General features: G+C 68.7%; 27 protein-coding genes and 6 tRNA genes. 7 read left to right on the forward strand and 26 right to left on the reverse strand.

Annotated elements, in window-relative coordinates:
- Positions 1–13: 13 nt before the first annotated feature.
- Entirely contained in the window at positions 14–1,249 is a 1,236-nt protein-coding gene (locus tag LZ009_RS15645) for an MFS transporter (RefSeq protein WP_275698880.1), read from the forward strand.
- On the opposite strand, the gene fghA is transcribed toward LZ009_RS15645, so the two are convergent.
- The 3 genes from fghA to LZ009_RS15660 form a co-directional block, all read right to left on the reverse strand.
- The gene (fghA, locus tag LZ009_RS15650; RefSeq protein WP_275698881.1) at positions 1,206–2,045 is read right to left on the reverse strand and encodes an S-formylglutathione hydrolase; all 840 of its coding nucleotides are present in this window, start codon (positions 2,043–2,045) and stop codon (positions 1,206–1,208) included. The genes LZ009_RS15645 and fghA overlap by 44 nt on opposite strands.
- The gene (locus LZ009_RS15655; RefSeq protein WP_275698882.1) at positions 2,045–3,151 is read right to left on the reverse strand and encodes an S-(hydroxymethyl)glutathione dehydrogenase/class III alcohol dehydrogenase; all 1,107 of its coding nucleotides are present in this window, start codon (positions 3,149–3,151) and stop codon (positions 2,045–2,047) included. The genes fghA and LZ009_RS15655 overlap by 1 nt, the downstream gene beginning before the upstream one ends.
- Before the next feature lie 77 nt (positions 3,152–3,228).
- Complete coding sequence (locus tag LZ009_RS15660; protein ID WP_275698883.1) at positions 3,229–3,573, reverse strand: hypothetical protein; 345 nt, start codon at positions 3,571–3,573, stop codon at positions 3,229–3,231.
- Between the two features lie 143 nt (positions 3,574–3,716).
- On the opposite strand from LZ009_RS15660, the gene LZ009_RS15665 reads away from it, so the two are divergent.
- Positions 3,717–4,025, forward strand: coding sequence for a GNAT family N-acetyltransferase (locus LZ009_RS15665; RefSeq protein ID WP_275698884.1), 309 nt, complete (start codon positions 3,717–3,719; stop codon positions 4,023–4,025).
- A 120-nt stretch (positions 4,026–4,145) separates the two neighbouring features.
- Here LZ009_RS15665 and LZ009_RS15670 read toward each other — a convergent pair whose 3' ends face one another.
- The 10 genes from LZ009_RS15670 to LZ009_RS15715 all read right to left on the reverse strand — a co-directional run bounded on the left by LZ009_RS15670 (position 4,146) and on the right by LZ009_RS15715 (position 11,350).
- Positions 4,146–4,451, reverse strand: a complete 306-nt coding sequence (locus tag LZ009_RS15670; RefSeq protein ID WP_275698885.1) for a hypothetical protein — start codon at positions 4,449–4,451, stop codon at positions 4,146–4,148.
- The gene (locus LZ009_RS15675; protein ID WP_275698886.1) at positions 4,448–5,092 is read right to left on the reverse strand and encodes an ATP-dependent endonuclease; all 645 of its coding nucleotides are present in this window, start codon (positions 5,090–5,092) and stop codon (positions 4,448–4,450) included. Before LZ009_RS15675 ends, LZ009_RS15670 begins: the two co-directional genes overlap by 4 nt.
- Positions 5,082–5,528, reverse strand: coding sequence for a GNAT family N-acetyltransferase (locus LZ009_RS15680; protein ID WP_275698887.1), 447 nt, complete (start codon positions 5,526–5,528; stop codon positions 5,082–5,084). The genes LZ009_RS15675 and LZ009_RS15680 overlap by 11 nt, the downstream gene beginning before the upstream one ends.
- A 24-nt stretch (positions 5,529–5,552) precedes the next feature.
- Positions 5,553–5,855 carry a c-type cytochrome gene (locus LZ009_RS15685; protein ID WP_275698888.1) on the reverse strand — a complete coding sequence of 101 codons (303 nt, stop codon included), beginning with the start codon at positions 5,853–5,855 and terminating at the stop codon, positions 5,553–5,555.
- A 5-nt stretch (positions 5,856–5,860) separates the two neighbouring features.
- Positions 5,861–7,552, reverse strand: a complete 1,692-nt coding sequence (locus LZ009_RS15690; protein ID WP_275698889.1) for a PQQ-dependent dehydrogenase, methanol/ethanol family — start codon at positions 7,550–7,552, stop codon at positions 5,861–5,863.
- Positions 7,553–7,685: 133 nt separating this feature from the next.
- Complete coding sequence (locus tag LZ009_RS15695; RefSeq protein WP_275698890.1) at positions 7,686–7,916, reverse strand: hypothetical protein; 231 nt, start codon at positions 7,914–7,916, stop codon at positions 7,686–7,688.
- Between the two features lie 98 nt (positions 7,917–8,014).
- On the reverse strand, positions 8,015–9,037 hold the full coding sequence (locus tag LZ009_RS15700; protein ID WP_275698891.1) for a TRAP transporter substrate-binding protein: 1,023 nt from the start codon (positions 9,035–9,037) through the stop codon (positions 8,015–8,017).
- A 36-nt stretch (positions 9,038–9,073) separates the two neighbouring features.
- Positions 9,074–10,366, reverse strand: a complete 1,293-nt coding sequence (locus LZ009_RS15705) for a TRAP transporter large permease (RefSeq protein ID WP_275698892.1) — start codon at positions 10,364–10,366, stop codon at positions 9,074–9,076.
- A gap of 4 nt (positions 10,367–10,370) precedes the next feature.
- The gene (locus LZ009_RS15710) at positions 10,371–10,871 is read right to left on the reverse strand and encodes a TRAP transporter small permease subunit (protein ID WP_275698893.1); all 501 of its coding nucleotides are present in this window, start codon (positions 10,869–10,871) and stop codon (positions 10,371–10,373) included.
- Positions 10,868–11,350, reverse strand: a complete 483-nt coding sequence (locus tag LZ009_RS15715) for a gluconokinase (protein ID WP_275698894.1) — start codon at positions 11,348–11,350, stop codon at positions 10,868–10,870. Before LZ009_RS15715 ends, LZ009_RS15710 begins: the two co-directional genes overlap by 4 nt.
- A gap of 184 nt (positions 11,351–11,534) precedes the next feature.
- On the opposite strand from LZ009_RS15715, the gene gntR reads away from it, so the two are divergent.
- On the forward strand, positions 11,535–12,560 hold the full coding sequence (gntR, locus tag LZ009_RS15720) for an HTH-type transcriptional regulator GntR (protein ID WP_275698895.1): 1,026 nt from the start codon (positions 11,535–11,537) through the stop codon (positions 12,558–12,560).
- 91 nt (positions 12,561–12,651) lie between these two features.
- On the opposite strand, the gene LZ009_RS15725 is transcribed toward gntR, so the two are convergent.
- The 5 genes from LZ009_RS15725 to ilvB form a co-directional block, all read right to left on the reverse strand.
- The gene (locus LZ009_RS15725) at positions 12,652–13,929 is read right to left on the reverse strand and encodes a DUF445 domain-containing protein (RefSeq protein ID WP_275698896.1); all 1,278 of its coding nucleotides are present in this window, start codon (positions 13,927–13,929) and stop codon (positions 12,652–12,654) included.
- A gap of 14 nt (positions 13,930–13,943) precedes the next feature.
- Positions 13,944–14,792: a hypothetical protein gene (locus tag LZ009_RS15730; RefSeq protein WP_275698897.1), complete on the reverse strand. Its 849-nt coding sequence runs from the start codon at positions 14,790–14,792 to the stop codon at positions 13,944–13,946.
- Positions 14,793–14,812: 20 nt separating this feature from the next.
- A complete protein-coding gene (locus LZ009_RS15735) occupies positions 14,813–15,976 on the reverse strand; it encodes an MFS transporter (protein ID WP_275698898.1) in 1,164 nt (387 codons plus the stop codon).
- A 7-nt stretch (positions 15,977–15,983) separates the two neighbouring features.
- Positions 15,984–17,000 (reverse strand): MBL fold metallo-hydrolase, encoded by a 1,017-nt coding sequence (locus tag LZ009_RS15740; protein WP_275698899.1) that lies wholly within the window; start codon positions 16,998–17,000, stop codon positions 15,984–15,986.
- A gap of 174 nt (positions 17,001–17,174) precedes the next feature.
- Positions 17,175–18,989 carry a biosynthetic-type acetolactate synthase large subunit gene (ilvB, locus tag LZ009_RS15745; protein WP_275698900.1) on the reverse strand — a complete coding sequence of 605 codons (1,815 nt, stop codon included), beginning with the start codon at positions 18,987–18,989 and terminating at the stop codon, positions 17,175–17,177.
- Between the two features lie 156 nt (positions 18,990–19,145).
- On the opposite strand from ilvB, the gene LZ009_RS15750 reads away from it, so the two are divergent.
- Entirely contained in the window at positions 19,146–19,448 is a 303-nt protein-coding gene (locus LZ009_RS15750) for a hypothetical protein (RefSeq protein ID WP_275698901.1), read from the forward strand.
- A 3-nt stretch (positions 19,449–19,451) separates the two neighbouring features.
- Here the strand turns inward: LZ009_RS15750 and LZ009_RS15755 are convergent, their stop codons facing one another.
- A complete protein-coding gene (locus LZ009_RS15755) occupies positions 19,452–20,636 on the reverse strand; it encodes an acetyl-CoA C-acyltransferase family protein (RefSeq protein WP_275698902.1) in 1,185 nt (394 codons plus the stop codon).
- A gap of 186 nt (positions 20,637–20,822) precedes the next feature.
- Between LZ009_RS15755 and LZ009_RS15760 the strand changes: the two genes are divergently transcribed.
- Genes LZ009_RS15760 through LZ009_RS15770 form a run of 3 tightly spaced genes read left to right on the forward strand, consistent with a single transcriptional unit; the run spans position 20,823 to position 23,662 of the window.
- Positions 20,823–22,157, forward strand: coding sequence for a sensor histidine kinase (locus LZ009_RS15760; protein ID WP_275698903.1), 1,335 nt, complete (start codon positions 20,823–20,825; stop codon positions 22,155–22,157).
- A gap of 10 nt (positions 22,158–22,167) precedes the next feature.
- Positions 22,168–23,283: a sugar ABC transporter substrate-binding protein gene (locus LZ009_RS15765; protein ID WP_275698904.1), complete on the forward strand. Its 1,116-nt coding sequence runs from the start codon at positions 22,168–22,170 to the stop codon at positions 23,281–23,283.
- A gap of 16 nt (positions 23,284–23,299) precedes the next feature.
- A complete protein-coding gene (locus LZ009_RS15770) occupies positions 23,300–23,662 on the forward strand; it encodes a response regulator (protein WP_275698905.1) in 363 nt (120 codons plus the stop codon).
- A gap of 50 nt (positions 23,663–23,712) precedes the next feature.
- Here the strand turns inward: LZ009_RS15770 and LZ009_RS15775 are convergent.
- The 7 genes from LZ009_RS15775 to gltX form a co-directional block, all read right to left on the reverse strand.
- Positions 23,713–23,789, reverse strand: a tRNA-Asp gene (locus LZ009_RS15775).
- A gap of 43 nt (positions 23,790–23,832) precedes the next feature.
- A tRNA-Glu gene (locus LZ009_RS15780) sits at positions 23,833–23,908 on the reverse strand.
- An 8-nt stretch (positions 23,909–23,916) separates the two neighbouring features.
- Positions 23,917–23,992: transfer RNA gene (locus LZ009_RS15785), tRNA-Ala, on the reverse strand.
- Between the two features lie 57 nt (positions 23,993–24,049).
- Positions 24,050–24,126: transfer RNA gene (locus LZ009_RS15790), tRNA-Asp, on the reverse strand.
- 15 nt (positions 24,127–24,141) lie between these two features.
- Positions 24,142–24,217, reverse strand: a tRNA-Glu gene (locus LZ009_RS15795).
- A gap of 39 nt (positions 24,218–24,256) precedes the next feature.
- Positions 24,257–24,332: transfer RNA gene (locus tag LZ009_RS15800), tRNA-Ala, on the reverse strand.
- Positions 24,333–24,366: 34 nt separating this feature from the next.
- Entirely contained in the window at positions 24,367–25,749 is a 1,383-nt protein-coding gene (gene gltX / locus LZ009_RS15805) for a glutamate--tRNA ligase (RefSeq protein WP_275698906.1), read from the reverse strand.
- Positions 25,750–25,767: the final 18 nt, after the last annotated feature.

Raw genomic sequence — 25,767 nt, forward strand, 5'->3', positions numbered from 1 at the left:
ATGCCCCTCGCCCATGGAACCCTTCGCCGCCCCGCCCGCCTTCCTGCGCCTGCTGTCCGCCCGGGTGCTGGCGGGCATGGCCACCCAGATGATGATGGTGTCGCTGGCGTGGCAGATGTACGAGCTGACCAACAGCGCCTGGGACCTCGGCCTGGTCGGCCTGTTCCAGTTCCTCCCGGTGCTGCTGTTCACGCTGCCTGCCGGGCACGTCGCCGATCGCTACCCGCGCGGCCGCGTCGTGGCCTGCACGCAGTTGCTGCAGTTTGCCGCCGCGGCGCTGCTGCTGGCCGCCAGCGCCACGCACCGCCTCTCGAGCGAACTGCTGTTCGGCGTCTCCGTGCTGCTCGGCACCGCGCGCACCTTCCAGAGCCCCGCCGCGCAGTCGCTCGTGCCCAGCCTCGTGCCGGCGGGCATGCTGGCGCGCGCGACGGCCATGAGTTCCGCCGGCAACCAGGTCGCGGTGATCGGCGGGCCGGCCCTGGCCGGCTTGCTGTTCCTGGGCACGGGCACCGTCGTCTACGCCGTCGCGACCGTGCTGCTGGCCGTGGCCATCTTGGCCATGCTGCGCGTGCACGACACGCGCGTGCTCGCCAGCCATGTCGCGCCCAGCCTGAAGACCATGCTGGCCGGCGCGCACTTCGTCTGGTCGCGCAAGCCCATCCTGGGGGCCATCTCGCTGGACCTGATGGCGGTTTTGTTCGGCGGCGCGACGGCGCTGCTGCCGATCTTCGCCAAGGACATCCTGCACGTGGGCCCTACCGGCCTGGGCGCACTGCGCGCCGCACCTGCCGTCGGCGCGCTGGTGATGTCGGTGGTGCTGGCCCGGCATCCGATCCGCAACCACGTGGGCCGCTGGCTGCTGCTGGCGGTGGGCTGCTATGGCCTGTGCATGCTGGCCTTCGGCCTGTCGACGCACTTCGCCTTGTCGCTGGTGGTGCTCGGCCTGTCCGGCGGCTTCGACATGGTCAGCGTCGTGGTGCGGCAGACCCTGGTGCAGATGGACACGCCCGACGACATGCGGGGACGCGTCGGCGCCGTCAGCTCGATGTTCATAGGTGCGAGCAACCAGCTGGGCGAATTCGAGTCGGGCGCAACGGCGGCGTGGTTCGGGCCGGTCGGGTCCGTCGTGGTGGGCGGCGTGGCGACCTTGCTGGTGGTGGCGGCCTGGTGGCGCATGTTTCCTGGCCTTGCCAGCCGCCGCACCTTTACTTCAGAGCCGACGCGTGATGCGCGAGATGGTCCGCCATGAAGCTCGCGACGAAGAAGTAGCCGTGGTCGTAGCCGGCATGCCGGCGCAGTTGCAACGGCTGGCCGACGGCGGCACACGCTGACTCCAGCAACTCGGGACGCAGCTCACGCGCGAGGAACTGGTCGGCCAGCCCTTGGTCCACCAGCAGCGGCGGCACGCGCGCGCCGCTTTCGATGAGCTTCACCGCGTCGTGCCGCGCCCATTGCGCACGATCACTTCCAAGGTAGCCGCCGAACGCCTTCTCGCCCCAGGGCACTTGCGCCGGCGCGCAGATCGGCGCCAGCGCCGACACGCTGCGGTACACGCCGGGATGGCGCAGTGCCAGCGTCAAAGCGCCGTGGCCGCCCATGGAATGGCCGAAGATGCCTTGCGCGCCGGGCCGCACCGGAAAGTGCTGCGCGACCACCGCCGGCAGCTCCTGCGTCACGTAGCTCTCCATGCGCCAGTGCTTCGCATAGGGCTCCCGCGCCGCATCGAGGTAGAAGCCCGCGCCCTCGCCGAAATCCCAGTCCTTCTGCGCGTCGGCCACACCCGTGTTGCGCGGACTGGTGTCCGGCGTCACCAGCAGCAGGCCATGCTCCGCCGCGTAGCGCTGCGCGCCGGCCTTGATCGCGAAGGTCTGCTCGTTGCAGGTGAGCCCCGCCAGGTAATAGAGCGCCGGCACCGGCCCTTGCGCGGCTTGCGGCGGCCGGTACACGCCGAAGCGCATCGGCAGGCCGATGGCGTCGGACGCGTGTTCGTAGAAGCCTTGCACGCCGCCGAACGAGGCGTGCTCTTCCAGGGTCGTGAGCGCCATCAGTAGACGACCACCGAACGGATGGACTCCCCGGACTTCATCAGCGCGAAGCCCTGGTTGATGTCTTCCAGCTTCAGCGTGTGCGTGATCAGGTCGTCGATGTTCAGCTTGCCTTCCATGTACCAGTCGACGATCTTCGGCACGTCGGTGCGGCCGCGCGCGCCGCCGAAGGCCGAGCCCTTCCACTGCCGGCCGGTCACCAGCTGGAAGGGGCGCGTGCTGATCTCGGCGCCGGCTTCCGCCACGCCGATGATCACGCTCTGGCCCCAGCCCTTGTGGCAGCACTCCAGCGCCTGGCGCATGGTCGTGGTGTTGCCGATGCACTCGAAGCTGTAGTCGGCGCCGCCGTCGGTGAGTTGCACGATCGCATCGACGATGTTGGGATGGTCCTTCGGGTTCAGGAAGTGCGTCATGCCGAACTTGCGGGCCATCGTCTCGCGTTGCGGGTTCAGGTCGATGCCGATGATCTTGTCGGCGCCCACCATCTTCGCCCCCTGGATCACGTTGAGGCCGATGCCCCCGAGGCCGAACACCACCACGTTGGCACCGGCCTCCACCTTGGCGGTGAAAAGCACGGCGCCCACGCCGGTGGTCACGCCGCAGCCGATGTAGCAGACCTTGTCGAAGGGCGCGTCGCTGCGGATCTTCGCCAGCGCGATCTCGGGCGCGACGATGTAGTTGCTGAACGTCGACGTGCCCATGTAGTGCAGGATGGGCTGGCCATCCAGCGAGAAGCGCGAGGTGCCATCGGGCATCAGGCCCTTGCCCTGGGTCGGGCGGATCGCCTGGCACAGGTTGGTCTTGCGCGACAGGCAGAACTTGCACTGCCGGCATTCCGGCGTGTAGAGCGGGATCACGTGGTCGCCGGGCCGAAGCGTGGTCACGCCCGCGCCCACGTCGACGACAATGCCCGCGCCTTCGTGTCCCAGCACCGCGGGAAACAGCCCCTCGGGGTCGGCGCCGGAGAGCGTGTAGTAGTCGGTGTGGCAGATGCCCGTGGCCTTGACCTCGACGAGGACCTCGCCGGGGCGCGGCCCCTCGAGGTCCAGCTTTTCGATGGTGAGCGGCTGGCCGGCCTGCCAGGCGACGGCGGCGCGTGTCTTCATGCGGACTCCCGGAATGGTGTCCGCTATCTTAGGTGGGCCGCCGGCGCCGCGCGGGCACCGGCGAAGAAAGAACGCGCTTAGCTGTAGCGGCGATCGTCCGGCCGGCGATCGCGCGCGTTGCGCACGCCGTCGCCGTCGCGGTCCTTGTCGTAACGGTTCTGGATGCCGTCGCGGTCGAGGTCGCCGTAGGGGCCGAAGCGGTCGACGCGGCGGTGCTGGTTGCGCGCGACGATCACGTTCTTCACGTTCGGGTTCGGGTCCTGCGCATTGCGGATGCCGTCGCCGTCGCGGTCGGCGTCATGGCGGTTTTGGATGCCGTCGCGGTCCAGGTCCTGGCGCGGCGCGTACTGCGCCTGGGCGGACAGGCCCAGCGTCATCAGGGAACCGGCAACGAGGGCGGCGAAAAGGGTTTGCTTCTTCATGTTCGTAACTCCTGGATTCAATGCATCGACTATCGCGCCCCAGCCCGGCCGTGGCCATAGTCCCGCCCCTGTCAAGCACGTGGGACCAGTCCTAAACGCAAGGGACTAACCGGCATACTTCGACATCCTCCAGGAGTTCCTGCATGCCCGAGCCAGAAATCCGCGACAACCCTTCCGCCCACCGCTTCGAGCTGAAGATCGGCGACAAGGTGGCCGCCTACGCCGAATACAACGTGCTGTCGCACGCGCTGCTGTTCACGCACACCGAGGTGCTGCCCGAATTCGAAGGCGCGGGCCACGGCTCGCGCCTGGCGAAGTTCGCGCTGGACGCCGTGCGCAGCCGCGGCCTGAAGGCGATTCCCGCCTGCCAGTTCATCGCCGGCTACATCCGCAAGCATGCGGAGTACCACGACCTGGTGGCGGACGAGCACCGGCGCGCGTATCACATCTGACCGGTCGTCATCCCCGGGCAGACGGGGAACCCAGGGCGTTGAAAACGCGCGCAGCGCGCGGCCCGTGCCGAAGCCCTGGATTCCCGCCTTCGCGGGAATGACGATCCTTCCCTAGGCCGCCTACTCCAACTGCGCCAGCGCATCGTCCCGGAGCAAAGGCCGCAGCACCGGCCACGACTTTGCCGAAGTGTCGAACGCGATGCTCGCGCCCGCCAGCACGCCGCCGATCGCCGCCAGCACGGCCGCGGCCACCGAGGGCCAGTGCCAGGGCATGCCGGCAATGGCCCAGGCGCCGACGATGCAGGCGATGCCCACCGCCTTGAACACGAAGCTGGTGCGCCTGGCCTTGGCGAAGTGGGCGCCCTCGTCCCGCAGCAGGGACTCGAGCTCCGCGGCCATCCTGGCGCGAGTCTTGTCGTCGTTCATGGCCATCCTCCTTGAAAGTCGAGCACGCTGTCGAGTGAGCGGGGAACGCGGTCCAGCGACAGCGCGTCCGCCAGCAGCGCGCCATAGCGGATCTTGCGCCGGGCCCGGGTGCCGAGGAACCGGCGCATGTGCGCTTCCACCTGGCGTCCCCTTTGCGCCGGCTGTTCCTGGAAGCGGCGGAAGGACGGCAATTCACCCTCGGCCTCGATCACCGCTTCCACCGCCGCGGCGCCCAGCGCGCGGATCATTTCGTCCTCGAGGTCCGCTTCGCACACGAAGAAGCCGAGCGCTTCCCGTCCTGCGCGCGTGCTCGCATCGCCGAGACCCAGTCGCTGCAGCTCGCGTGCGACGACGGCTTCCTCCGGTGCATCGCAGAGTCCCGCGAGACGCAAGCCCAGGCCGTCCGGCCCGAGCGCCCGCGCGAACTTGCCGAGATTCGTGATGCCGCCCATCGGCAGGACGGCGATCCCTTCCACCGCCAGGTCGCGGCCACGCCGGCGCGCCAGCGCTTCCAGCGCCGCCTGGTCGCTCCAGCCTTCGACCAGGATCACCGCCCGCGCCTTGGCGGCGACGAGGAATTCGCGCGCAGCCTCGACCTGCAGCGGCGGCCGCGGCCCCGCCTGCGGCAGCTCAGGCGGCATCGGCGGGCTGCCGCACGTAGTGGTTGTCGAACTCCTCCTGGCGCACGAGCCGGAAGCCGTGCCGCGCATAGAAGCGGTTGGAGTCGCTCTCGCGCAAGGCCCCGACCCGCAGTGGCTGCCGGCGCGCATCGGCTTCCGCGAAGACGGCCCGCAACACTGCCGCGCCCGTGCCACTTCCCTGCGAGCCGGGCCGGATGTAGAGATGCTCGAGCAGCAAGGCATCGTCCTGCGGCTTGAGCACGAGGAAGCCGACGCGAGCGCCATCCCGCAAGATCCAGCGCGTGTGCGCCGGCGAGAAGCCATCGAGCAGGCGGGCGCGGGCCCGCGCCGGATCGAAGCGACCTATCCGCTCCAGGCTCTCGCGCATGGCCTCCTCGCGCAAGCGCGCGAGTTCATCGGCGTCGCCGGCGCTGGCGGGAGAAAACGAGATGTCCACGGACGGCGAGCATACAGGCGCTCCTCACTTGCCCGCCATCACGTACAGCCACAGCGCCTGCACGTCCGCGGGCTTCAGGATGGCGCCCCAGGCCGGCATGGCGCGCAGGCCTTGCGTCACCGAGCGCTCGAAGCGATCCTGCTCCGCCGGCGTCAAGGTGCGCAGGTCGAAGAAGGCCGCGCCCGGCGTCACCATGTTCAGGCCGTGGCAGCGGGCGCAGTAGCTGCCGTACAGGCGCCGGCCCTGGTCCACGGAAGGTTCCTGCGCGAAGGCAGCCAGCGGCAGCGCCGCCACGGCAAGCACGAGCCCGAGCAGCCGCTGCCGCATCCGCATCACTCCTGCAAGGCAAAGGTCCAGAGCGAGGACCCCGGCACGACGTTCACCAGTTCCGGGTCGCCCGACAGCGCGCCGTACACGGTGGCCGCGCCGCTGGTCACGGTGACGTACTGCTTGCCGTTGCGCTCCCAGACGATGGGCAGGCCGCTGATGCCGGAACCGGTCTGGAACTGCCACAGCTTCTGGCCGGTGGCTGCATCGAAGGCCATGAACTCGCCGGTCTGCGCGCCGGTGAAGACCACGCCGCCCGCGGTCGACACCACGCCGGACCAGTTGGGCGCCTTGCTCGGGGCTTCCCACAGCTTCTTGCCGGCGACCGGGTCCCAGGCGACCAGCGCGCCGCGCACGCCGTCTTCCGGCGCGACGAAGCCGCCGAGTTCCAGGCCCAGGTACCAGGTCGGCTGCGCCGGCCGCTCCTGCGGCACGTACTTGATCTTCATGCCCAGGTTGATGGTGTTGAAGTAGGCGATGCGGCGCGCCGGGTCGTAGCTCATGGGCATCCAGTTCTTGCCGCCGAAGGCGCTCGGCCAGACCTCGATGAAGTCCGTCATGTTCTCGGTCTTGCGCACCATCGCCGTCATCGGCGTGTCGATCGGGCGGCCGCTGGCCATGTCGATGCCGCTGGCCCAGTTGACCTTCTTCGCGAACTGCGTGGCCGAGAGCAGCTTGCCGTTGGTGCGATCGACGACGTAGAAGAAGCCGTTGCGATTGGCCTGGATCAGCGCCTTGGTCGTGCGGCCGCCCATCGGCAGGTCGGCCAGCACGAGCTCGTTGGTGCCGTCGTAGTCGTAGGGGTCACCGGGCGAGAACTGGTAGTGCCAGACGACCTCGCCGGTTCCCGGCCGGATGGCGAGCACCGAGCCGACATAGAGCGAATCGCCGCCGCGCGTCGCCGGGTTCCACGGGCCGCCGTTGCCGGTGCCCCAGTAGACGAGATCGAGTTCGGGGTCGTAGGTGCCGGTGAGCCAGGTCGAGGCGCCGCCGTATTCGTAGCGTCCCGGCGCCCAGGTTTCCGCGCCCTTGTCGCCAGGCCCTGCGGTGGTCCAGCGGTGCCACTTCTTCTCGCCGGTCTTCAGGTCCCAGCCATCGAGGAAGCCGCGCGAGCCGTACTCGCCGCCCGAGATGCCGGTGATCAGCACGCCGCCCGCGATGAGCGGCGCGTGCGTCATGCTGTAGCCCTGCTTGTAGTCGGCCGCCTGCTTGGTCCACACCACCTTGCCGTCGGCGATGTTCATCGCGACGACCTGCGCATCGATCGTCGTGCGGTACAACATGCCGTCCATCACCGCGAGGCCGCGGCTCTGGATGCCGCAGCACAGGTAGGCATTGATGTCGGCCGGCAGCTTGACGGGCACGCGCCACTTCTGGCGGCCGGTCAGCGCGTCGACCGCGATGGTCGCGTCGTGCATCGACAGGTACATCGTGCCGTCGATGATCAGCGGCTGCGTCGAGGCATTGGCGGTGTGGTTGAGGCTGAGGTTCCACACCGGCACCAGGCGCTTGACGTTGGCCGCCGTGACCTGTTTCAGCGGCGAGTAGCGCTGCTGGCCCCAGCCCATGCCGTAGGTGACGACGTTGCGCGGGTTGGCGGCGTCGTTGCGAAGGTCCGAGAGGGTCTGGGCGCCGGCGCCGGCGGCGGCCGCGACGGCCGCGAAGGCCAGTGCGCGCATGCAGTGTGCGAGGGTCATGGTGTCTCCGAATGGGTGGATGGCCAGTACTGCCAGTCCATTCTTCGACGCACGTCCAGCGGGCTCCTCAGTTCAAACCCGCAGCGCGGCGCGAATTTCTCAAAATGAAACACGCGCCGGGGGAAGCTGCTCCCTATTTGGCTTTCGCGGCGGCCTGGGCCTCCTGCAGCAGCCGCTTGGCTTCGCGCAGTTCCTGGTCGACCTTCTTCGCCTCGGCCTGCGCCTGCCGCTTGTCCTGCGGCGTCGTGCTCAGGCGGCTCAAGAAGGAGACCACGGCGTCGTGCCGCTCCGTGGCGGCCTTGAGCCGGGCCTCCGCCTCCTGGAGGACGGTCGCGTTATCTTTGGTGGTGGGCTTCTTGGCCATGTGTGCGCTCTTGGGGGAAACGCAGACGATAGCAGGCCCGGAAAGCAAAAAGGGCGCGCAGCAAGCTGCACGCCCCTGGGAGACCGCCGCAGGAAGGATTACTTCTTCGCGCCGCGCAGCTTGGCCAGCGAAGCCTGCGTCTCGTTCCACAGGTCCATGCCGACCTGCGTGCCGATCGAGGCGTTCACCTTGGTCAGCTTGTCGCGCATGCGCGCGGCTTCGGAAGCGGGCAGTTCGTTGATCTGCATGCCCTTGGCCTTCAGGTCGGCCAGCGCCTTCGCGCCCTCTTCGCGCGTGTCCTTGCGCTCGAAGTCGCGGCTGGCCTTGGCGGCGTCGGCCAGCACCTTCTGTTCGTCCTTGCTCAGGCCGTCCCACCACTTCTTGCTCACCAGCACGATCCACGGGCTGTAGACGTGGTTGGTGACGCTCAGGTACTTCTGCACTTCGTAGAACTTGGACGACAGGATGGTGTTGTACGGGTTCTCCTGGCCGTCGACCGTCTTGGTCTCCAGCGCGCTGAACAGCTCCGAGAAAGGCAGCGGCACGGCGTTGGCGCCCAGGGTCTTGAAGCTGTCGAGGTAGACGTTGTTCTGCATCACGCGCAGCTTGATGCCGTCCAGGTCTTCCATCTTCTGCACCGGACGCTTGCTGTTGGTCAGGTTGCGGAAGCCGTTTTCCCAGTAGGCCAGCCCGACCAGGCCCTTGTCCTGCAGCTTGTCCATCACCTTGGTGCCGATCGGGCCGTCCAGCACGGCGTCGGCTTCCTTGGCGTTGTTGAACAGGAAAGGCGTGTCCCACAGCGCCATTTCCTTGGTGATGCCCACCAGGGTGGCGGTGGAGCCCACCATCATTTCCTGCGCGCCGCCGATCAGCGCCTGCTGCATCTGCGTGTCCGGGCCGAGGGCGGCGGCGCCGATGGCGCGCACCTTCATCTTGCCGCCGGAGTTCTTCTCGACCTGCTGGGCGAAGAACTTGGCGGCGCGGCCCTGGTTGCTGTCCTCGTTGAGGCCGTAGCCGAAGCGGATCAGGCGCGGCTTGATGTCGGCGGCGAAGCCGGCGAAGGGCGCCAGCAGCGCGGCGGCAGCCGCGGTGGCGAGGACGGTACGACGAATGGCGTTCATGGTTTTGTCTCCTGGGACGACGAAGGAAAAGGGAGCTCAGCGCATCCACACGACCGGCATGGTGACCAGCTGCGGGAAAGCGACGAACAGGGCAAGGATGAAGATGTAGGTGACGAGGAAGGGGTTCACGCCCTTGATCACCTGGTGCAGCGAGAGCCGGCCGACGCCGGCCACCACGTTCAGCACGGTGCCCACCGGCGGCGTGATGAGGCCGATGGCGCCGTTCAGCACGAACATCAGGCCGAAGTACACGGGGTCGATGCCGGCCTTCACCGCGATCGGCAGCATCACCGGCGCAAAGATCAGGATGGTGGGCGTGAGGTCGAGCGCGGTGCCGATGATCACCAGCACGATCATCATCACCAGCATCAGCAGGCGCGGGCTCTGCACCAGCGGGCCCAGCCAGCCGGTCAGCAGGCCCGGCAGGTCGGCCAGCGTGATCATGTAGCTGGCGACCTGGGCTCCCGCGCACAGGAACATCACGATGGCGGTCGTCTTGGCCGCGCGCACCAGCACCGGGCCGATCTCGGCGATCTTCATTTCGCGATGCACGAACAGCGAGATCACCAGCGCATAGAAGGCGGCGACGACGGCGGCTTCGGTCGGCGTGAACACGCCGGTCTTCATGCCGCCGATGATGATCAGCGGCATCAGCATGGCCCAGAAGGCCTTGGCCGTTGCCTTCAGGCGCTCGCGCATGGGCAGCGGCTCGCCCGCGGGGAGGTCGATGCGGCGCAGCACCCACTTCCACGCGATCACCAGGCCGACGCCCATGATCAGGCCCGGCACGATGCCCGAGACGAACAGCGCGGAGATCGAGGTGTTGGTGGTGACGCCGTAGATCACGAAAGGCATCGACGGCGGAATGATCGGGGCGATGATGCCGCCCGAGGCCAGCAGGCCGGCCGACGTGGCCATGGGATAGCCCTGGCGCTTCATCATCGGCAGCAGGATGGTGGCCAGCGCCGCGGTGTCGGCCAGCGCCGACCCGCTCATGCTGGCCATCAGCACCGCGGCGCCGATGGCGACGAAGCCGAGGCCGCCGCGGATGTGGCCCACCCAGGCCTGCGCCATGTCGATGATCCGGCGGCTGATGCCGCCCGTGTTCATCAGCTCGCCGGCCAGGATGAAGAAGGGCACGGCCAGCAGCGGGAAGCTGTCGATGCCGGCCACCAGGTTCTGCGCCAGCAGCTGCGTGTCCCAGAAGCCCAGCACCCAGGCCATGCCGGCGCCGGTGAGCACCAGGGCCAGCGCCATGTTCATGCCGATGCCCATGAGCACCAGCATGCCGGCGGAGAAAACGACGAAAGCAAGTCCTTCGGGGCTCATCGCATCACTCCACTTCGGCGCCGTGGCCCAGGTCCAGCGGCTCGCGCTTCACGAGTTCGATCAGCGCCATCACCGCGATGGCGGCGGCACAGAGCAGCGCCGGCAGCGGCAGCAGCGCCGCCGAGTAACCCAGCACCACCGAGTGGCTCTCCATGCCGACCACCACCTGCTGCCAGGCGCCCCAGGCCAGCAGGCCGCAGGCCAGGATCACCAGCAGGCGGATCACCACGGTCATCGCCAGCATCGCGCCGGGCCGCTTCTGCAGCAGGCCCACCAGCGAGGTGAAGGCCATGTGCTCGCCGGCCGGATAGGCGGCGGTGGCGCCCAGGAACACCATCCACACGAACAGCAGGCGCGAGAGTTCCTCGCTGGCCGCGATGCCGCTTCCGAAACCGTAGCGCAGCACCACGTTGATGAAGACGGCAACGGCCATCACGCCCAGGCAGGCGGCCATGGCGGCGTTGGTGAAGCGCTGGAAGCGCCCGCTGGCAAGCGGCTGGTTCATGCGGCTTTCCTTTCATGCAGCCAGGCGCTGGCCTGGCCACGCAGCACGGCGATGGGTTGCAGGGCATCGACGGTCAGCACGCCCGGCTCGCCGGTGGGCGGCTCGAGGGTGGCGAACTGGCTGTCGACCAGGCTGGCGCTGAAGAAGTGGGCGCCGCGCGCGGAAACGCGGGCCTGTGCGGCCTCGCGCGCGATTTCCATGAAGACGAAGCGCAGTTGCGGCGCGGCGGCGCGCAGCTGGTCGCGGTAGGCGCGCTTGAGCGCGGAACAGGTCAGCACCAGGCCGTCCGGATGCGCCTGGAGCTGCGTGCCCAGGGTCGCCAGCCAGCCGGCGCGGTCGGCATCGGTCAGCGCCGTGCCTGCAGCCATCTTGGCGCGGCTTTCGGGGCTGTGGAAGTCGTCGCCCTCGATCAGGGGCAGGCGCTCGCCGCGGGCCAGTTCGGCCCCCAGGCTGGATTTGCCGCAACCGGCGACGCCCATGATGACGATGCGAGGTCCCACTGGATAGCGCTGTCCAAGATAGCCAAAGAAAATGGCGCTCAACCCTGCGGTATGCGGCTCCCCAGGGCTACGCCGCCGAAGGAAGCCGACCGCGCTTGTCAAACGCCATCGGATAGCGCTATCCTAGCCGCCGAACGAAACCCAACATTATAGGGTTTACCCCATGACCGACAAAACCGCCCGGTCCCGGGCCACCGGCCGGGTCACCCTGGCCGACGTGGCCCAGGCCGCGGACGTGAGCCCGATCACCGTTTCGCGCGCGCTGCGCGGCGAACGCGCCGTCGATCCGGAGCTGGTGGCGCGCGTGCAGGCGGCCGCCAACCGGCTGGGCTACGTGCCCGACCCCGCCGCGCGCGCGCTCGCCTCGCGCACCAGCACGCACGTGGCGCTGCTGGTGCCGATGTTGTCGAACGCGTTGTTCGTCGATTTGCTGGAAGCGGCGCAACGCACGCTGGGACAGGCCGGCTACCAGACGCTGATCGGCGTGACGCACTACGACGCGGCGGAAGAGGAGCAGCTGTTGCGCGGCCACATGCTGCATCGCCCCGCCGGCATGCTGGTGACGGGCTTCGATCGCAGCGAGGCGACGCGCGCGCTCATTGCGGCCAGCGCCGTGCCTTGCGTGCACCTGATGGAAACCTCTGCGGCGCCCGGGGTCTACAGCGTCGGCCTGTCGCAGGACGAAGGCAGCGCCGCGATGACGCGCCACCTGCTGGAACGCGGCTGCCGCCGCATCGCCTTTGCCGCCGCGCAATTGGATCCGCGCACGATGCAGCGGCTGGAAGGCTGGCGCCGCACGCTGCAGGAGGCGGGATTGCATTCGCCGACGCTCGAGTGGCTGAATCCCGCGCCCTCATCCATCGAGCTGGGCGGCCGGATGTTCGAGCAGATCCTGGGCCAGTCGCCGCCGGTGGACGCCATCTTCTTCTGCAACGACGACCTGGCACAGGGCGCCTTGCTCGCCGCGCTGCGCATGGGCGTCGCCGTGCCCGGGCGCGTGAAGATCGCGGGCTTCAACGACCTGACCGGCAGCGACCAGATGCTGCCGCCGCTCACCACCGTGCGCACGCCGCGCGGGGAGATCGGCAGCGCGGCGGCGCAGATGCTGGTGAAGCTGATGCGCGGGGAAGCGGTGGAGAAGCATTGCATCGATCTCGGGTTCGAGATCGTTGTGCGCGGAAGCACCTGATCGGCATGTCATTGCGGGCCTGACCCGCAATCCATCTCCCGTTGCTGGCGCGGCCGCGGGAGGTGGATCCCGGCTCGAGGCCGGGATGACATCAATGGAACATACCGGGCACGTACGTCAGCAAGTGCAGCAACAACCCGATGACGCCCCCCACCACCGTGCCATTGATCCGGATCGCCTGCAAATCCTTGCCGATGTTCAGCTCGATCTGCTGCGCCATGTCGTGCGCGTCCCAGTTGCGGATGGTGTCGCGGATGTGCAGGGTGAGGAACTCCGCGAAGTCCGGCGCCAGGCCGCGCGCCGCTTCTTCCATCTGCAAGGTCAACGCGTGCCGCAGCCCGCTGTCCTGCGCCAGCTGCTGCCCGATCCACGCACCCGCACCGGCCACGCCGCGGTGAAAGGCTGAATCGGGCCGCCGCAGGTCGTCGGCCAGCCACTGCTTCATGGAGGCCCAGAGGCCGCCCACGTAGGTGCCGAAGGCGGCGTCGCGCAGGATGTACTCCTTGACCTGCTCGCCGCGCGCGCGCAGCTCCGGCTCCTGCTGCAGCCGCGTGACGAAGTCGTGCACCGCGCGGTCGAACTGCTGCCGGTACTCGTGCTGCGGATTCGCGCGGATCGCGTCCAGCCGGCCATGCACCGCTTTCGCAATCACGCTGGCCGCGTTCTCGCCGATCCAGTGCGTGGGCAGCATCTTCTGCTTCTTCGGATGGTCTTCCTTCAGCCAGGCGACGATCTGCTCGGCGATCCACTCGCGCGTGGCCGGCCGCTCCAGCCACTCCATCGCCTTGGCGATGCCCTGCTCCAGCAGCCGCTCGTGCCTGTCCTTGCCGGTCAGCGTTTCCAGCACGCCCGCCAGCGACTGCGTGAGGTCGACGCCGGACAGCACCTCGCGCACGCCGTCGCGCAGCAGCTGCTCGATGCGCGCGTCCTCCACCATGTGCAGCGCGCCCTCCACGGCGCGCGCCACGTACTGCCCGAGCTGGCGCGTGTTCGCTTCGTCGGTGAGCCAGCGCGCCACGTAGCGCGCGGGGTCGTTCTGCCGGATCAGCGCCACCAGCGATTCGGGCGCCAGGAACTTCTCTTTCACGAAGGCGGCGAGGTTGTCCGCGATGCGGTCCTTGCTGCGCGGGATGACCTCGGTGTGCGCCGTGATGAAGGGAATGCCGGTGGGGATGCGCTTGAACAGCGCGGTGACCGCGAACCAGTCGGCCATGCCGCCGACCATCGCCGCCTCGGCCACCGCGCGCAGCGCGAGCAGCCAGCGGCTTTCCGGCAGCAGCATGGTGGCGACGAAGACGGCGGCCGCGCCGGCCAGCAGCAGCGAGGCATTGCGCTTGGCGCGGCCCAGCTGGGCCAGCTTGGCTTCCACCCGGATCGCTCCTTTCAGCGCGCCGCCAGCTGGCGCGCGACTTCCTTGCGCTTCATCCGCAGGTAGTCGTCGCGCTCCACTTCGTGCAGCTGGCGCGGATATTTTTCGGTGGCGTCGAACCACGCCTGCAGCCGCCGCTCCAGCTGCTGCGCCGGCGGCACGGCCAGCGAACGGAGGTAGGCATCGATGGCCAGGTAGTAGCGCATGGTGTTGCGTTCCACCACGCCGCGCTGGCCGCCGACGTACGCGCCGTTCACCTTGGAGAAGCCCACCTTGTCGTGCGCGATGGTGGCGAGGTACATCCGCATGGCCAGGCTGCTGGCGCCGCCGTAGCTCAGCGCGTAGCCCATGTGCAGCAACGTGCGGTGGTCGTCCAGCGGAACGGCTTCGGCCAGCAGCAGGTAATCGCGCGTGTCGTAAGGCCCGTCGGGCGCGACCATCTGCGCCACGAAGTAGTCCGGCCGCGCCGCGGGAGGCTGCCAGGCAAAGCGCAGCTGCGTGGCCGCGTCGACCTTCTGTTCTTCCTTCTTGCCCACGCGCACGTCGAGCGTGTCGCCGCTGCGGCGGCAGTACTTGGTGTTCAGGTGCAGGATCAGGATCTCGCACCATTGGCCGGGATCGGTGAGCGCGGTGCTCACGGCCGCGAAGGGATGCTCCAGCACGGCGTAGACGTCACCCTGGCTGCGCCGGCCCGCCTCCTCGTACTGCAGCACCAGCGGACCGCCGAAGGCGTTTTCCGCCAGCTGCGGCGCCAGGCTGGCGTGGCGCGCGCGCAGGCCGGCGGGACCGAGCGCGCCGGCGGCGAAAGCGAAGCTCGGCAGGACAAGCAGGAGGACGAAGGCGAAGCGTCGCAGGAATGGCATGGCGACACCATAGCCCAAGCTCAGGCCCCGCGGCGCACCAGCGGCCACATGGCCAGCAAGCCCAGCATCGGGCCGGGCAGCAGCAGCCATCCGACCGCCGGGCCGATCTCCTCCAGCCAGGCCGTCGCGAGTGCGATTGCAGCGACGGTGATGCCGAAGCCAATGCTGTTCTGCAGCGCCAGCGCACTGCCTACCAGGTGCGGCGGGCACGCCTGTGCCGAGAGCGCGGAAAACTGGCCGGAGTCCGCGACCACCGCAACGCCCCAGGCCAGCAGCAGCAACAGGGCCAGCGGCAGCGCCATGGATCCTGCGACGGGGTACAGCAGGCACATCGCGCCGGACGTCGCGAGCGCCACGGCCGCCACCCGCGCGCTGCCGAAGCGGCGACTCAACCGGCCGGCCGCGATGCAGCCTGCCGCGCCCGAAGCGATCACCGCGAACGACAGCCACGAGACGAGCGTGGCATCGCCGTCGCCGACGAGGCGTGCGAGCAGGAACGGCACCACCGTCCAGAAGGCATACAGCTCCCACATGTGGCCGAAGTAGCCGAAGGCCGAAGCGCGGAAAGCGGGCAGGCGGAAGGCGCTCCACACTTCGCCCCAGCGCAGGGTGCCGACGGGCCGCGGCGCCTGGGGTCCGCCGTCGCCGAGCCGGAAAATCGCCGCCGCCGCCAGCAGCGCGAGCGCCGACGAGGTGAGCACGACCGCCTGCCACGGCCAGCCCGCGCCGGCGGCGCGCACGGCGTGCGGCAAGGCCGTGCCCAGCGTCAGCATGCCGATCAGCAGGCCCAGCGCGCCGCCGGCCTGCCCGCGGCTCCAGACGATCACCATCTTCATGCCCAGGGGGTAGATGCCGGCCAGGCACAGGCCCACCAGGACACGCAGCACGAAGCCTTGCGCCGGCGTGCCGGCGAACAGGGCGAAGGCCGCGTTGAAGGCCGCGCCCAGCACGGCGGCCACCGTGAAGATGCGGCTGGCGGGAAAGCGATCGGCAAGCCCGGTGGCCGCGAAAGCCAGCGTGCCCGCAATGAAGCCGAGCTGCGTGGCGCCGGCGAGCCAGCCGAACTGCGCCGGCGTCATCGCCCACGCCCGCATGAGGTCCGCTGCGGCGCTGTTCGGGCTGAACCAGAGCGAAACGCCGAACAGCTGCGCCAGCACGATCACCGCGATCGGATGGCGTCGCACGGCGCGCTTACGCAGCCCGGTACCAGGCGACGCCGTCACGCAGCGTCTTCACCGCTTCGCCGCGCTGCACGACGTAGTTCAGGCAGGCCACCGCCTCGCCCGTCGCCATGCCCAGCAGGCCGGCGTCGGATTCCTCGATGGGTCGGCGGAACAGCGCCGGGAAGACGTCGACCACGCGCCTGGGCTCGCGCAGCAGCTCGCGCAGCTTGGCGAAGGCTTCTTCCTGCCCGCTGCGCAAGCTGTCTATGCGCGCATGCAGGCCGTGGAAGCAGTCGTTGTGCGCGGGCAGCACCAGCACGTCGTCGGGCACGCGGGCCTGCACCTTGTCGAGGGACGCCATCCAGTCGCCCATCGGGTTGGCCTCGGGCTCCATCGGCTGCACCGACACGTTGGACGAGATCTTGGGCAGCACCTGGTCGCCGGAAATCAGCAGCTTGAGCGCGGGGCAATACAGGCAGGAGTGCTCGGGCGAGTGGCCGTTGCCGCCCACCACTTCCCAGTCGTGCTCGCCGATGCGGATCACCTGGCCGTCTTCCAGGCGGCGGAAGCTGTCGGGCAGTGTGTAGATGTTCTTGCCGAAGTTGCCGAAGCGCGCGCGGTAGCCTTCGATGGCGCTCGTGCTCCAGCCGGCCTCCTTGTAGAAGCGCAGGGCGTCGGCGGGCGCTTCACGGCCGGTGTCCGACACCACGACCCGGCAAGCGAGGTATTCGAGGCGTGAGATCCACATCTGCACGCCGTACTTGCGCGTGAGCCAGCCCGCCATGCCGATGTGGTCGGGGTGCATGTGGGTGACGAAGATGCGCGTGAGCGGCCGGTCGAAGGGCGCCTGCGCGAACAGCCTTTCCCAGGCGGAGACGGTGGCTTCGGTGCGCACACCGGTGTCGACCAGCGCCCAGCCCTCGCCGTCGGCGATCGCCCAGACGTTGATGTGGTCCAGGCGGAAAGGCATGGGCAGGCGGATCCAGTGCACGCCGGGGGCGACTTCGGTGAAGGCGCCGGGGGACGGGGGGGAAAGCTCGGGCATGGGCCTCATGCTAACCGGGTCGGTGTCGCGGGGCGGGAGCGCGGGGGTCGCTGGCGCGAACCCAGCCTACGGGTGCTGCGCGCTGTGGTGGGGTCGCTGGCGCGAACCCACCCTACCGGGAGCGGCACGGAGGTCGGCAGTTCGTAGGGTGGGTTCGCGAATGCGACCCCACCATCACTCCGGATTCGCCGCGTGCTCCGCAAACCACTCCGTCGCCGACAACATCACCTCGTGGTGCCCGCGGCCGGCGGGAATCATGGGAAAGCAGTTCTCCTGCGCCGCGACGACGGCATCGAGGAAGAACGGCCCGTCATGCAACAGGCATTCCGCCAGCGCCTCTTCCAGCTCCTCGCGCCGCTCGACCCGCCGCGCGCCCCAGCCGAAGGCCTTGGCCAGCGCGACGAAATCCGGCAGCGCCTCGTTCCAGCTGTGGCTCAGGCGGTTGCCGTGATTGAGCTGCTGCCACTGCCGCACCATGCCCATGTAGCCGTTGTTGGCGAGCACGACCTTCACCGGCGCCTTGTGCTGCCGCGCCGTCGCCAGCTCCTGGATGTTCATCAGGATCGAGGCGTCGCCGGTCACGCAGACCGTGGTCGCTTCCGGATGCGCCACCTGCGCGCCGATCGCGGCGGGCAGGCCGTAGCCCATGGTGCCGGCGCCGCCGGAGGTGAGCCAGCGCCGCGGGGCGTCGAAGCGCAGGTACTGCGCGGCCCACATCTGGTGCTGGCCGACGTCGGTGGAGACGATCGCGTCGCGGCCGGTGAGTTGCTGCTGCAGCGAGGCCATCAGCTGCTGCGGCAGGATCACGTCGTCGCGATCGGGAAAGGCGAGGCTGTCGCGCGCACGCCAGCCGGCGATGCGGTCCCACCAGGGGGCGAGGCGTTCGGGCTCCAGGCCTTGCAGCTGCGGCTGCGCCAGCAGCGCGTTCAACACCGCCGCGCAATCGCCCACCAGCGGCGCGTCGACCTTCACCACCTTGCCGATGCTGGAGGCGTCGATGTCGATGTGGACCTTGCGCGCGTTCGGACAGAAGCTGGCCAGCTTGCCGGTGACGCGGTCGTCGAAGCGCGCGCCCACGCAGACCACCAGGTCGGCGTTGTGCATGGCAAGGTTGGCCTCCAGCGTGCCGTGCATGCCCAGCATGCCGAGGAAGCGGCGGTCCGACGCGGGGAAGGCGCCGAGTCCCATCAGGGTCAGGGTCGCCGGCGCATCGAGCAGGCGCGCGAGCTCGGCGAAGGCCGCGCAAGCCGCGAGGCCCGAGTTGACCAGGCCGCCGCCGCCATAGAGCACGGGCCGCCGCGCCGTTGCCAGCAAATCGGCCGCACGCTGCAAGCTGCCCGAAGGCGGCAGCCGCGGCGTGTTGCGCAAGGGGCGCGCGGGTGGCGCGGCGGGGCCGCCGGCGGGATGCGCCAGCTGCACGTCCTTGGGCACGTCCAGCAGCACGGGGCCGGGCCGGCCGGTTGCCGCGACTTCGAGCGCGCGCCGCACGGCCGCCGCCACGTCTTCGGCCCGGCGCGCCTGGTGGTTCCACTTGGTCACCGGCCGCGACATGCCCAGCGCATCGCTTTCCTGGAAGGCGTTGGTGCCGATCACGGCGGTGCTGACCTGGCCGCTGATGCACAGCACCGGGATCGAATCGCTCATCGCATCGAGCAGCCCGGTGATGGTGTTGCCGACGCCGGGGCCGGAGGTCACCAGCACCACCCCCACGCGCCCGGTGCTGCGCGCATAGCCTTCGGCTGCGTGCACGGCGGCCTGCTCGTGGCGCACGAGGACGTGGCGCAGTGCCGGCCGGCTGTAGAGCGCATCGTAGAGCGGCAGCGCGGCGCCGCCGGGGTAGCCGAAGATCGTGGTGACGCCGCTCTCGATCAGCGTGTCGAGCAGGATCTCCGCGCCGTTGCGCGTTGCGGCGGCGGCGGCCGGCCGGGTCGGGGAGACGGCGGACGGAGCGAGGACGGCAGGGACGACGGCGGAGTGCGGAGGAGGCATGCCGGAAGTATCCGGGCGAAGCGCCGGAAGAACCAGCCGTCTTTCGGGGGATTCCCGGGAATCCGCAGCAAATCCTTCCACTCGACCACGGGAGTCCTGGAAATGCTTGCCGCCGCGAACCATACTGGACGCGGCGCAGCAGCCAAGGAGTCCGCCATGTGCTACGGGATTCGTGCCTTGCAGGCTGGACCGGGCCGCGACAGCAGCTCGCAGCCCGCCTCCGGAACCGATCGCCTGCGTCCGCGCCTGGCCGGCGCGGCCGCGGCCGTGCTCGTGGCGGGCTTCGCCACCGCGGCGCTGCTCACGCCGTCACCGCGGCCCGCTGCAGCCGTCGAGAAGGTGCCGGCCGTGCCGGTGGCGCCGGTGGTCGAGCAGACGTCGCTGGGTGTCGACGATGGCGTGCCGACCGCGCTGAACGAGGTCAAGCGCAGCAGCGGCGAATGCCACCACGGCTTGTGACCCTCAGGCGCGCTCGAAGATCGCCGCGATGCCCTGCCCGCCGCCGATGCACATCGTGACCAGCGCATAGCGACCGCCGGTGCGCTGCAGCTCGTAGAGCGCCTTGGTCGCGATGATCGCGCCGGTGGCGCCGACCGGATGGCCCAGCGAAATGCCGGAGCCGTTCGGGTTCACCTTGGCCGGATCGAGGTCCAGCTTGCGCGTGACCGCGCAGGCCTGCGCCGCGAAGGCTTCGTTCGACTCGATCACGTCCATCTGCGACGCCTTCAGCCCCGCGCGCTTGAGCGCCAGCTGCGTGGCCGGCACAGGGCCGAGGCCCATCAGCGTCGGGTCGACTCCGGCATGGGCGTAGCTCACCAGGCGCGCCATCGGCTTCAGCCCGCGTGACCTCACCGCCTCGCCGCTCGCCAGCACCAGGGCGCCGGCGCCGTCGTTGATGCCGGAGGCATTGCCCGCGGTAACGGTGCCGTCCTTCTTGAAGGCGGGCTTCATCTTGGCCAGCTGCTCGAGCGACGCGTCCGCGCGCACGTGTTCGTCGGTGTCGAACAGCACCGTGCCCTTGCGGGTGGCGATCTCCACCGGGACGATCTGCGACTTGAAGCGGCCTTCGGCGATCGCCTGCGTGGCGCGGCGGTGGCTTTCCAGCGCCACCTGGTCCTGCATCTCGCGGCTGATGCCTTCGGCTTCGGCCACGTTCTCCGCCGTGATGCCCATGTGGATGCGGTGGAAGGGATCGTGCAGGATGGCCAGCATGTAGTCGATGGCCTGCACGTCGCCCATGCGGGCGCCCCAGCGCGCGCCGTTCATGAAGTAAGGCCCGCGGCTCATGCTTTCGGCGCCGCCGCCGATCGCGAACTCCGCCTCGCCCAGCAGCAGCGTCTGCGCCGCCGACACCACGGCCTGCAGGCCGGAGCCGCACAGGCGGTTGACGTTGAAGGCCGGCGTTTCCTTGGGCAGGCCGGCCTGGATGGCGGCCACGCGCGACAGGTAGGCGTCGCGCGGTTCGGTCGGGATCACGTTGCCCAGCACCACGTGGCCGATGTCGGCGGCGGCGACGCCGCTGCGGCTCAGCGCTTCCTTGACGGCGGTCGTGGCGAGCTGGGAGAGCGGGACGTCCTTGAGCGTGCCGCCGAAGGTGCCGATGGCGGTGCGTGCGGCGGAGAGGACGAAGACTTCGGCTTGGGCCATGGCATTCCTTTCGATGACGATGCCCGATGGTAAGGCGAAGGCCTTGCCGCGCGCCCCTCGCCATGGGGGGGCGGCCCCGGCCGGGACACCACATGAGTATCATGCGGGACGGATTGCCAGGCAGTCTGGCGCCCAGCGAAGGAGTGGCCTGATCTTCCTGCCCCCCAATCCCTTGAAAGTCGATTGATGTTCCAGCGAAGGCGGTTGGCGATAGGCGTAGGCGCGGGCCTGGCGATCGGCTTCCTGGCGCTGATCCTGATCGTGGGCACCACGATCTGGCTGGTCGAACGCGGCAACAGCCTGTTCGAGCAATCGGCCTTGCAGCGCACGATCCGCATCGTCGCGGTCGACCTGCGCGATCACTTGCGCACCGCGGAGTCGAGCCAGCGCGGATTTCTGCTGACCGGCAACCAGATCTACCTGGCCCCTTACGACACGTCCAAGACGCGGGCACGGCAGGAGCTCGACGACCTGGGCCGGATGATCGCGCCGGATGCCCCCAACCGGGCCATGCTGCCCAGGTTGTCGGAAGCAGTGGCCGAAAAGATTGCCGAGATGGACTCCACCATCGCGCTGAAGAATGCCGGTCGCGATGCCGAAGCCATGGCCGTGCTCCAGCGCAATCGCGGCAAGACGCTGATGGATGAGATCAATGTCTTCCTCTATGGGGCGATCCTGATCGCCGACGAGAACGCAGCGCTCGCCAGCGCGGAACAGCAACGCAATGCATCGCTGCTGCGCTGGATCTCGGCGGGCTCCGCGGTGGTCATCGTCCTGGTGGTGTGGGTGGTGGCTTTCACCGTCTACCGCAACGGGCAGGACCTGAAACAGGCGCGCGACGAAGTGCGGGCCATCAACCTGACGCTGGAGGAACGCGTGAAGACCCGCACGGCCGACCTGGCGCTGGCGCGGGAACGCGCGGAAGTCCTGCTGGTCGAGGTCAATCACCGGGTGGCCAACAGCCTGCAGCTGGTGTCGGTGCTGGTGCGGATGCAGATGCGTTCCGTCGCCGATCCGGCCGCCAAGGATGCCCTGGCCCAGACGCAGGCGCGGATCAACGCCATCTCGCTGATCCACAAGAGCCTCTACACCTCGGGCGACGTGAGCAACGTGGCCCTGGACGATTACCTGGGCGCCATGCTGGGCAATCTGGAAACGGCTATGAAGAAGGACGGCCATACCGCGATCCTGAAGTGCTACCTGGAGCCGGTGTCGCTGCGCACGGACGCCAGCGTCAGCCTGGGCGTGGCGGTGCAGGAACTGGTGACCAACGCCTTCAAATATGCCTATCCCGACGACCAGCCCGGCGAGGTGCGGGTGCGGCTGACGCGGCTGGGGGAGGGCAAAGCCGAGCTCACGGTCGAGGATGACGGCGTCGGGATCGCGCCCAATGCCAAGCATACGGGCACGGGGCTGGGCAGCAAGATCATCCAGACGATGGCGGCGGCGCTGCAGACCCAGGTGGAATACATTAGCCGCGGCCGGGGTACGGCGGCGCGGCTGGTGCTGACGACGGCTTGATGGCATTGCGATGAAACTTCGACTGTGTGCGGTGGCTTCCCTGGTGTGTCTCAGCGGCGCTTCGCTTGCCGCCGGCGAAGGCCTGACCGTGCCGGTCAAGCTGCCTGCCTACGATGCGGCACGGGCTTCCTGCCGGGCGCCCACCGGTTTGCAGAAGAAGCTGGTCTTCGTGCAGGACAACCGGCGCGAGTTCATGCAGGGCGCGGGACGCGGGCTCGAAGCGGCGGCGCGGGCGCGCGGCCTCGCCTATGACGTTGCCTTTGCCAACAACGATGCCGCGCTGATGATCAAGCAGGTGGACGGCATCGCCACCGACCGGACGGGGGCGATCGTGGTGGCGCCCATCGATCCACCGTCGCTCGCTCCGGCGCTGAAAAAGGTCCTGGGCGCCGGCGCCTATGTGGGTGCGGTCGTGCCGCCGCCGGCGACGACGGTGCTGAACGCGCCGCAGTACCTGACCGGCAAGGTCCTGGCGGATGCGGCGGCAAGTTACATCAACACGCGGCTGGGCGGCAAAGCCAAGGTGGTGCTGCTGACGCACGACAGCCTGCAATTCCTGGCGCCGCGTTTCACCGCCATGCGCGATACGCTGCGGACCCTGCCGGGCGTGACGATCGTGGCCGACATTTCTCCCGCCACCGTCGACAAGGAGGGCGGACATCGCACGATGAAGACGATCCTGCTCGCGCAACCGAACATCGACGTGGTGCTCGGCGCGGACACGGTGGTGCTGGGAGCACTGGCGGCGTTGCGCGAAGCGGGCAAGGCGCGGGCGGACCAGTTCCTGGGCGGCATCGACGGCGAGCAGGAAGCGGTCGCCGAAATCAAGAAAGGCGGCAGCCCCTACAAGGCGAGCATCAGCCTGGCCTCCTCCATCTTCGGCTATGCGATGGGCCAGCAGGCGGCCGATTGGCTGGAGGGAAAGTCGATCCCGCAGGCCATGGACATCCTGCCCAAGGCGCTCACCAGCAGCAACATCGCGGACTACGAGCGCGACACGGCCAACCCCGGCGCGGTATATGCCGATCCGGCGCGGCGCGCGGCCTACCTGAAGATGTACGGCAATATCTGCTTCGATACGCGCGACAACTACATCAACTTCCCCTGGTCGTCGGAGACCAAATAGGTCCACCAGGCCAGCCATGACCGCCAACCCTTTCGTCATCCTCTACGTCGAAGACAACGAGTACATCCGCGAGTCCTTCGCCGAGCTGCTCGCCACGCCGGAGCGCCTGATCGTGGGTGTGGCGGACGGCGCGGCCGCGCGCGCGGCGCTGCAGGCGCAGACCGTGAACCTGCTGCTGACCGACGTCAACCTGCCCGACGGCTCGGGCCTGGACGTCGCGCGCGACGCCCTTCGGCAGAACCCGGGGCTGCCGGTGATCGTCTGCTCCGGGCATGACTTGCGGGAAGCCGTCCGCTCGCTCGGCCCGACCGCGCATGCGCTGCGGAAGCCCGTCGACCTGGACGAACTCGAGGCGCTGGTCGAGCGCCTCGCGCAGTAAGCGATCCGGAAAAGAAAAAAGGCCCGACGCATCGGGCCTTTTGAAAATGTTGGCGGAGTGGACGGGACTCGAACCCGCGACCCCCGGCGTGACAGGCCGGTATTCTAACCAACTGAACTACCACTCCACTCGCCAGCCAGGCTGGCGATTTTCGAATTTGCCAGTAGAACTGGCGACCCTACGGGGATTCGAACCCCGGTACTCACCGTGAAAGGGTGATGTCCTAGGCCTCTAGACGATAGGGTCGGACCTATTGGTGGAGGTATGCGGGATCGAACCGCAGACCTCTTGCATGCCATGCAAGCGCTCTCCCAGCTGAGCTATACCCCCGAAACTCTCTGAAAACAAACACGGGCCTGGGGGGCCCGTGCTTTCGCGACTACTAGCTGGCGGAGTGGACGGGACTCGAACCCGCGACCCCCGGCGTGACAGGCCGGTATTCTAACCAACTGAACTACCACTCCAAATGCCAAGCAACTTGGCGACCCTACGGGGATTCGAACCCCGGTACTTACCGTGAAAGGGTAATGTCCTAGGCCTCTAGACGATAGGGTCAAAACCTTGGAACGTCCTTGCGGACTACCTTCGACACTTTGGTGGAGGTATGCGGGATCGAACCGCAGACCTCTTGCATGCCATGCAAGCGCTCTCCCAGCTGAGCTATACCCCCGTCTGGTGTCGAGCCTCGCATTATATGGTGTTTTTCAAGCCTTCCGCAGCCGCTCGACCACAACTTCGCGCCGGCTTGCCGCCAGCACCGCGTCCAGCGACGGCGTCTGCGCCGTGCCCATCACCAGCACGCGCACCGGCATGGCCAGCTGCGGCATCTTCAGGCCGGTGGCGCGCAGCACGTCCTTGATGGCCTCGCCGATCGCCTCTTTCGTCCACTCGTTGGTTTCCAGCGTCTTGGCCAGCATGCTGATCGCCGGGCGCACGCCATCGGTGATGTGCTTGGCCGCCTCGTCCGCATTGGGCGTGACGTCGGCGTAGAAGCGCTGCGCCCAGTCGGCCAGCACCAGCAGCGTGTCGCAACGGTCCTTGACCAGGCCGCAGATCACCGGCAGCCGCGCATCGGGTTCCACGCCGCGCTGGCGCAGCAGCGGCTCGACCAGCTGCGCCAGCGCCGCGTCGTCCATCGCCTTCATGTGCTGGCTGTTCACCCAGCGCAGCTTGGCGTCGTCGAACTGCGCCGCGCTCTTGCCCAGGTGGTCCAGGTTGAACCACTGCAGGAACTGCTCGCGGCTGAAGATCTCGTCGTCGCCGTGCGACCAGCCCAGGCGCGCCAGGTAGTTCACCACGGCGTCGGCCAGGTAGCCCTCGTCGCGGTAGCCCGTGACCGGCTTGGCGCCGTTGCGCTTGCTCATCTTCTCGCCCTGCTCGTTCAGCACGGTGGGCAGGTGCGCGAACACCGGCGGCTCGTAGCCGAGCGCGCGGAAGATGTTGATCTGGCGCGGCGTGTTGTTCACATGGTCGTCGCCGCGGATCACGTGCGTGATCTGCATGTCGATGTCGTCCACCACCACGCAGAAGTTGTACGTGGGCGTGCCGTCCGGCCGCGCGATCACCAGGTCGTCGAGTTCGTCGTTGGCGATCTCGATGCGGCCCTTGACCTTGTCGTCCCAGGCGACCACGCCGCCGATCGGGTTCTTGAAGCGCAGCACCGGCTGCACGCCTTCGGGCACGGGCGGCAGCGTCTTGCCCGGCTCGGGGCGCCAGGTGCCGTCGTAGCGCGGCTTCTGCTTGGCGGCCATCTGCTTCTCGCGCAGCGCGTCGAGTTCGGCCACGCTCATGTAGCAGGGATAGACCAGGCCCTTGTCCTGCATCTCCTGGACGACCGCGCGGTAGCGCTCCATGCGCTGCATTTGGTAGAACGGGCCTTCGTCGGGATCGAGGCCGAGCCACTTCATGCCTTCGAGGATGACGTCGACGGCTTCCTGCGAGGAGCGCTCGAGGTCGGTGTCTTCGATGCGCAGGATGAAGGTGCCGCCCTGCGAGCGGGCGAAGGCCCACGGATAGAGGGCGGAGCGGATGTTGCCGAGGTGGATGAAGCCGGTCGGCGAGGGGGCGAAGCGGGTTCTGACTTTCACCGGAGGATTCTCTCACTC

This window comes from Ramlibacter paludis (assembly GCF_022012305.1).
Taxonomy (GTDB): Bacteria; Pseudomonadota; Gammaproteobacteria; order Burkholderiales; family Burkholderiaceae_C; genus Ramlibacter; species Ramlibacter paludis.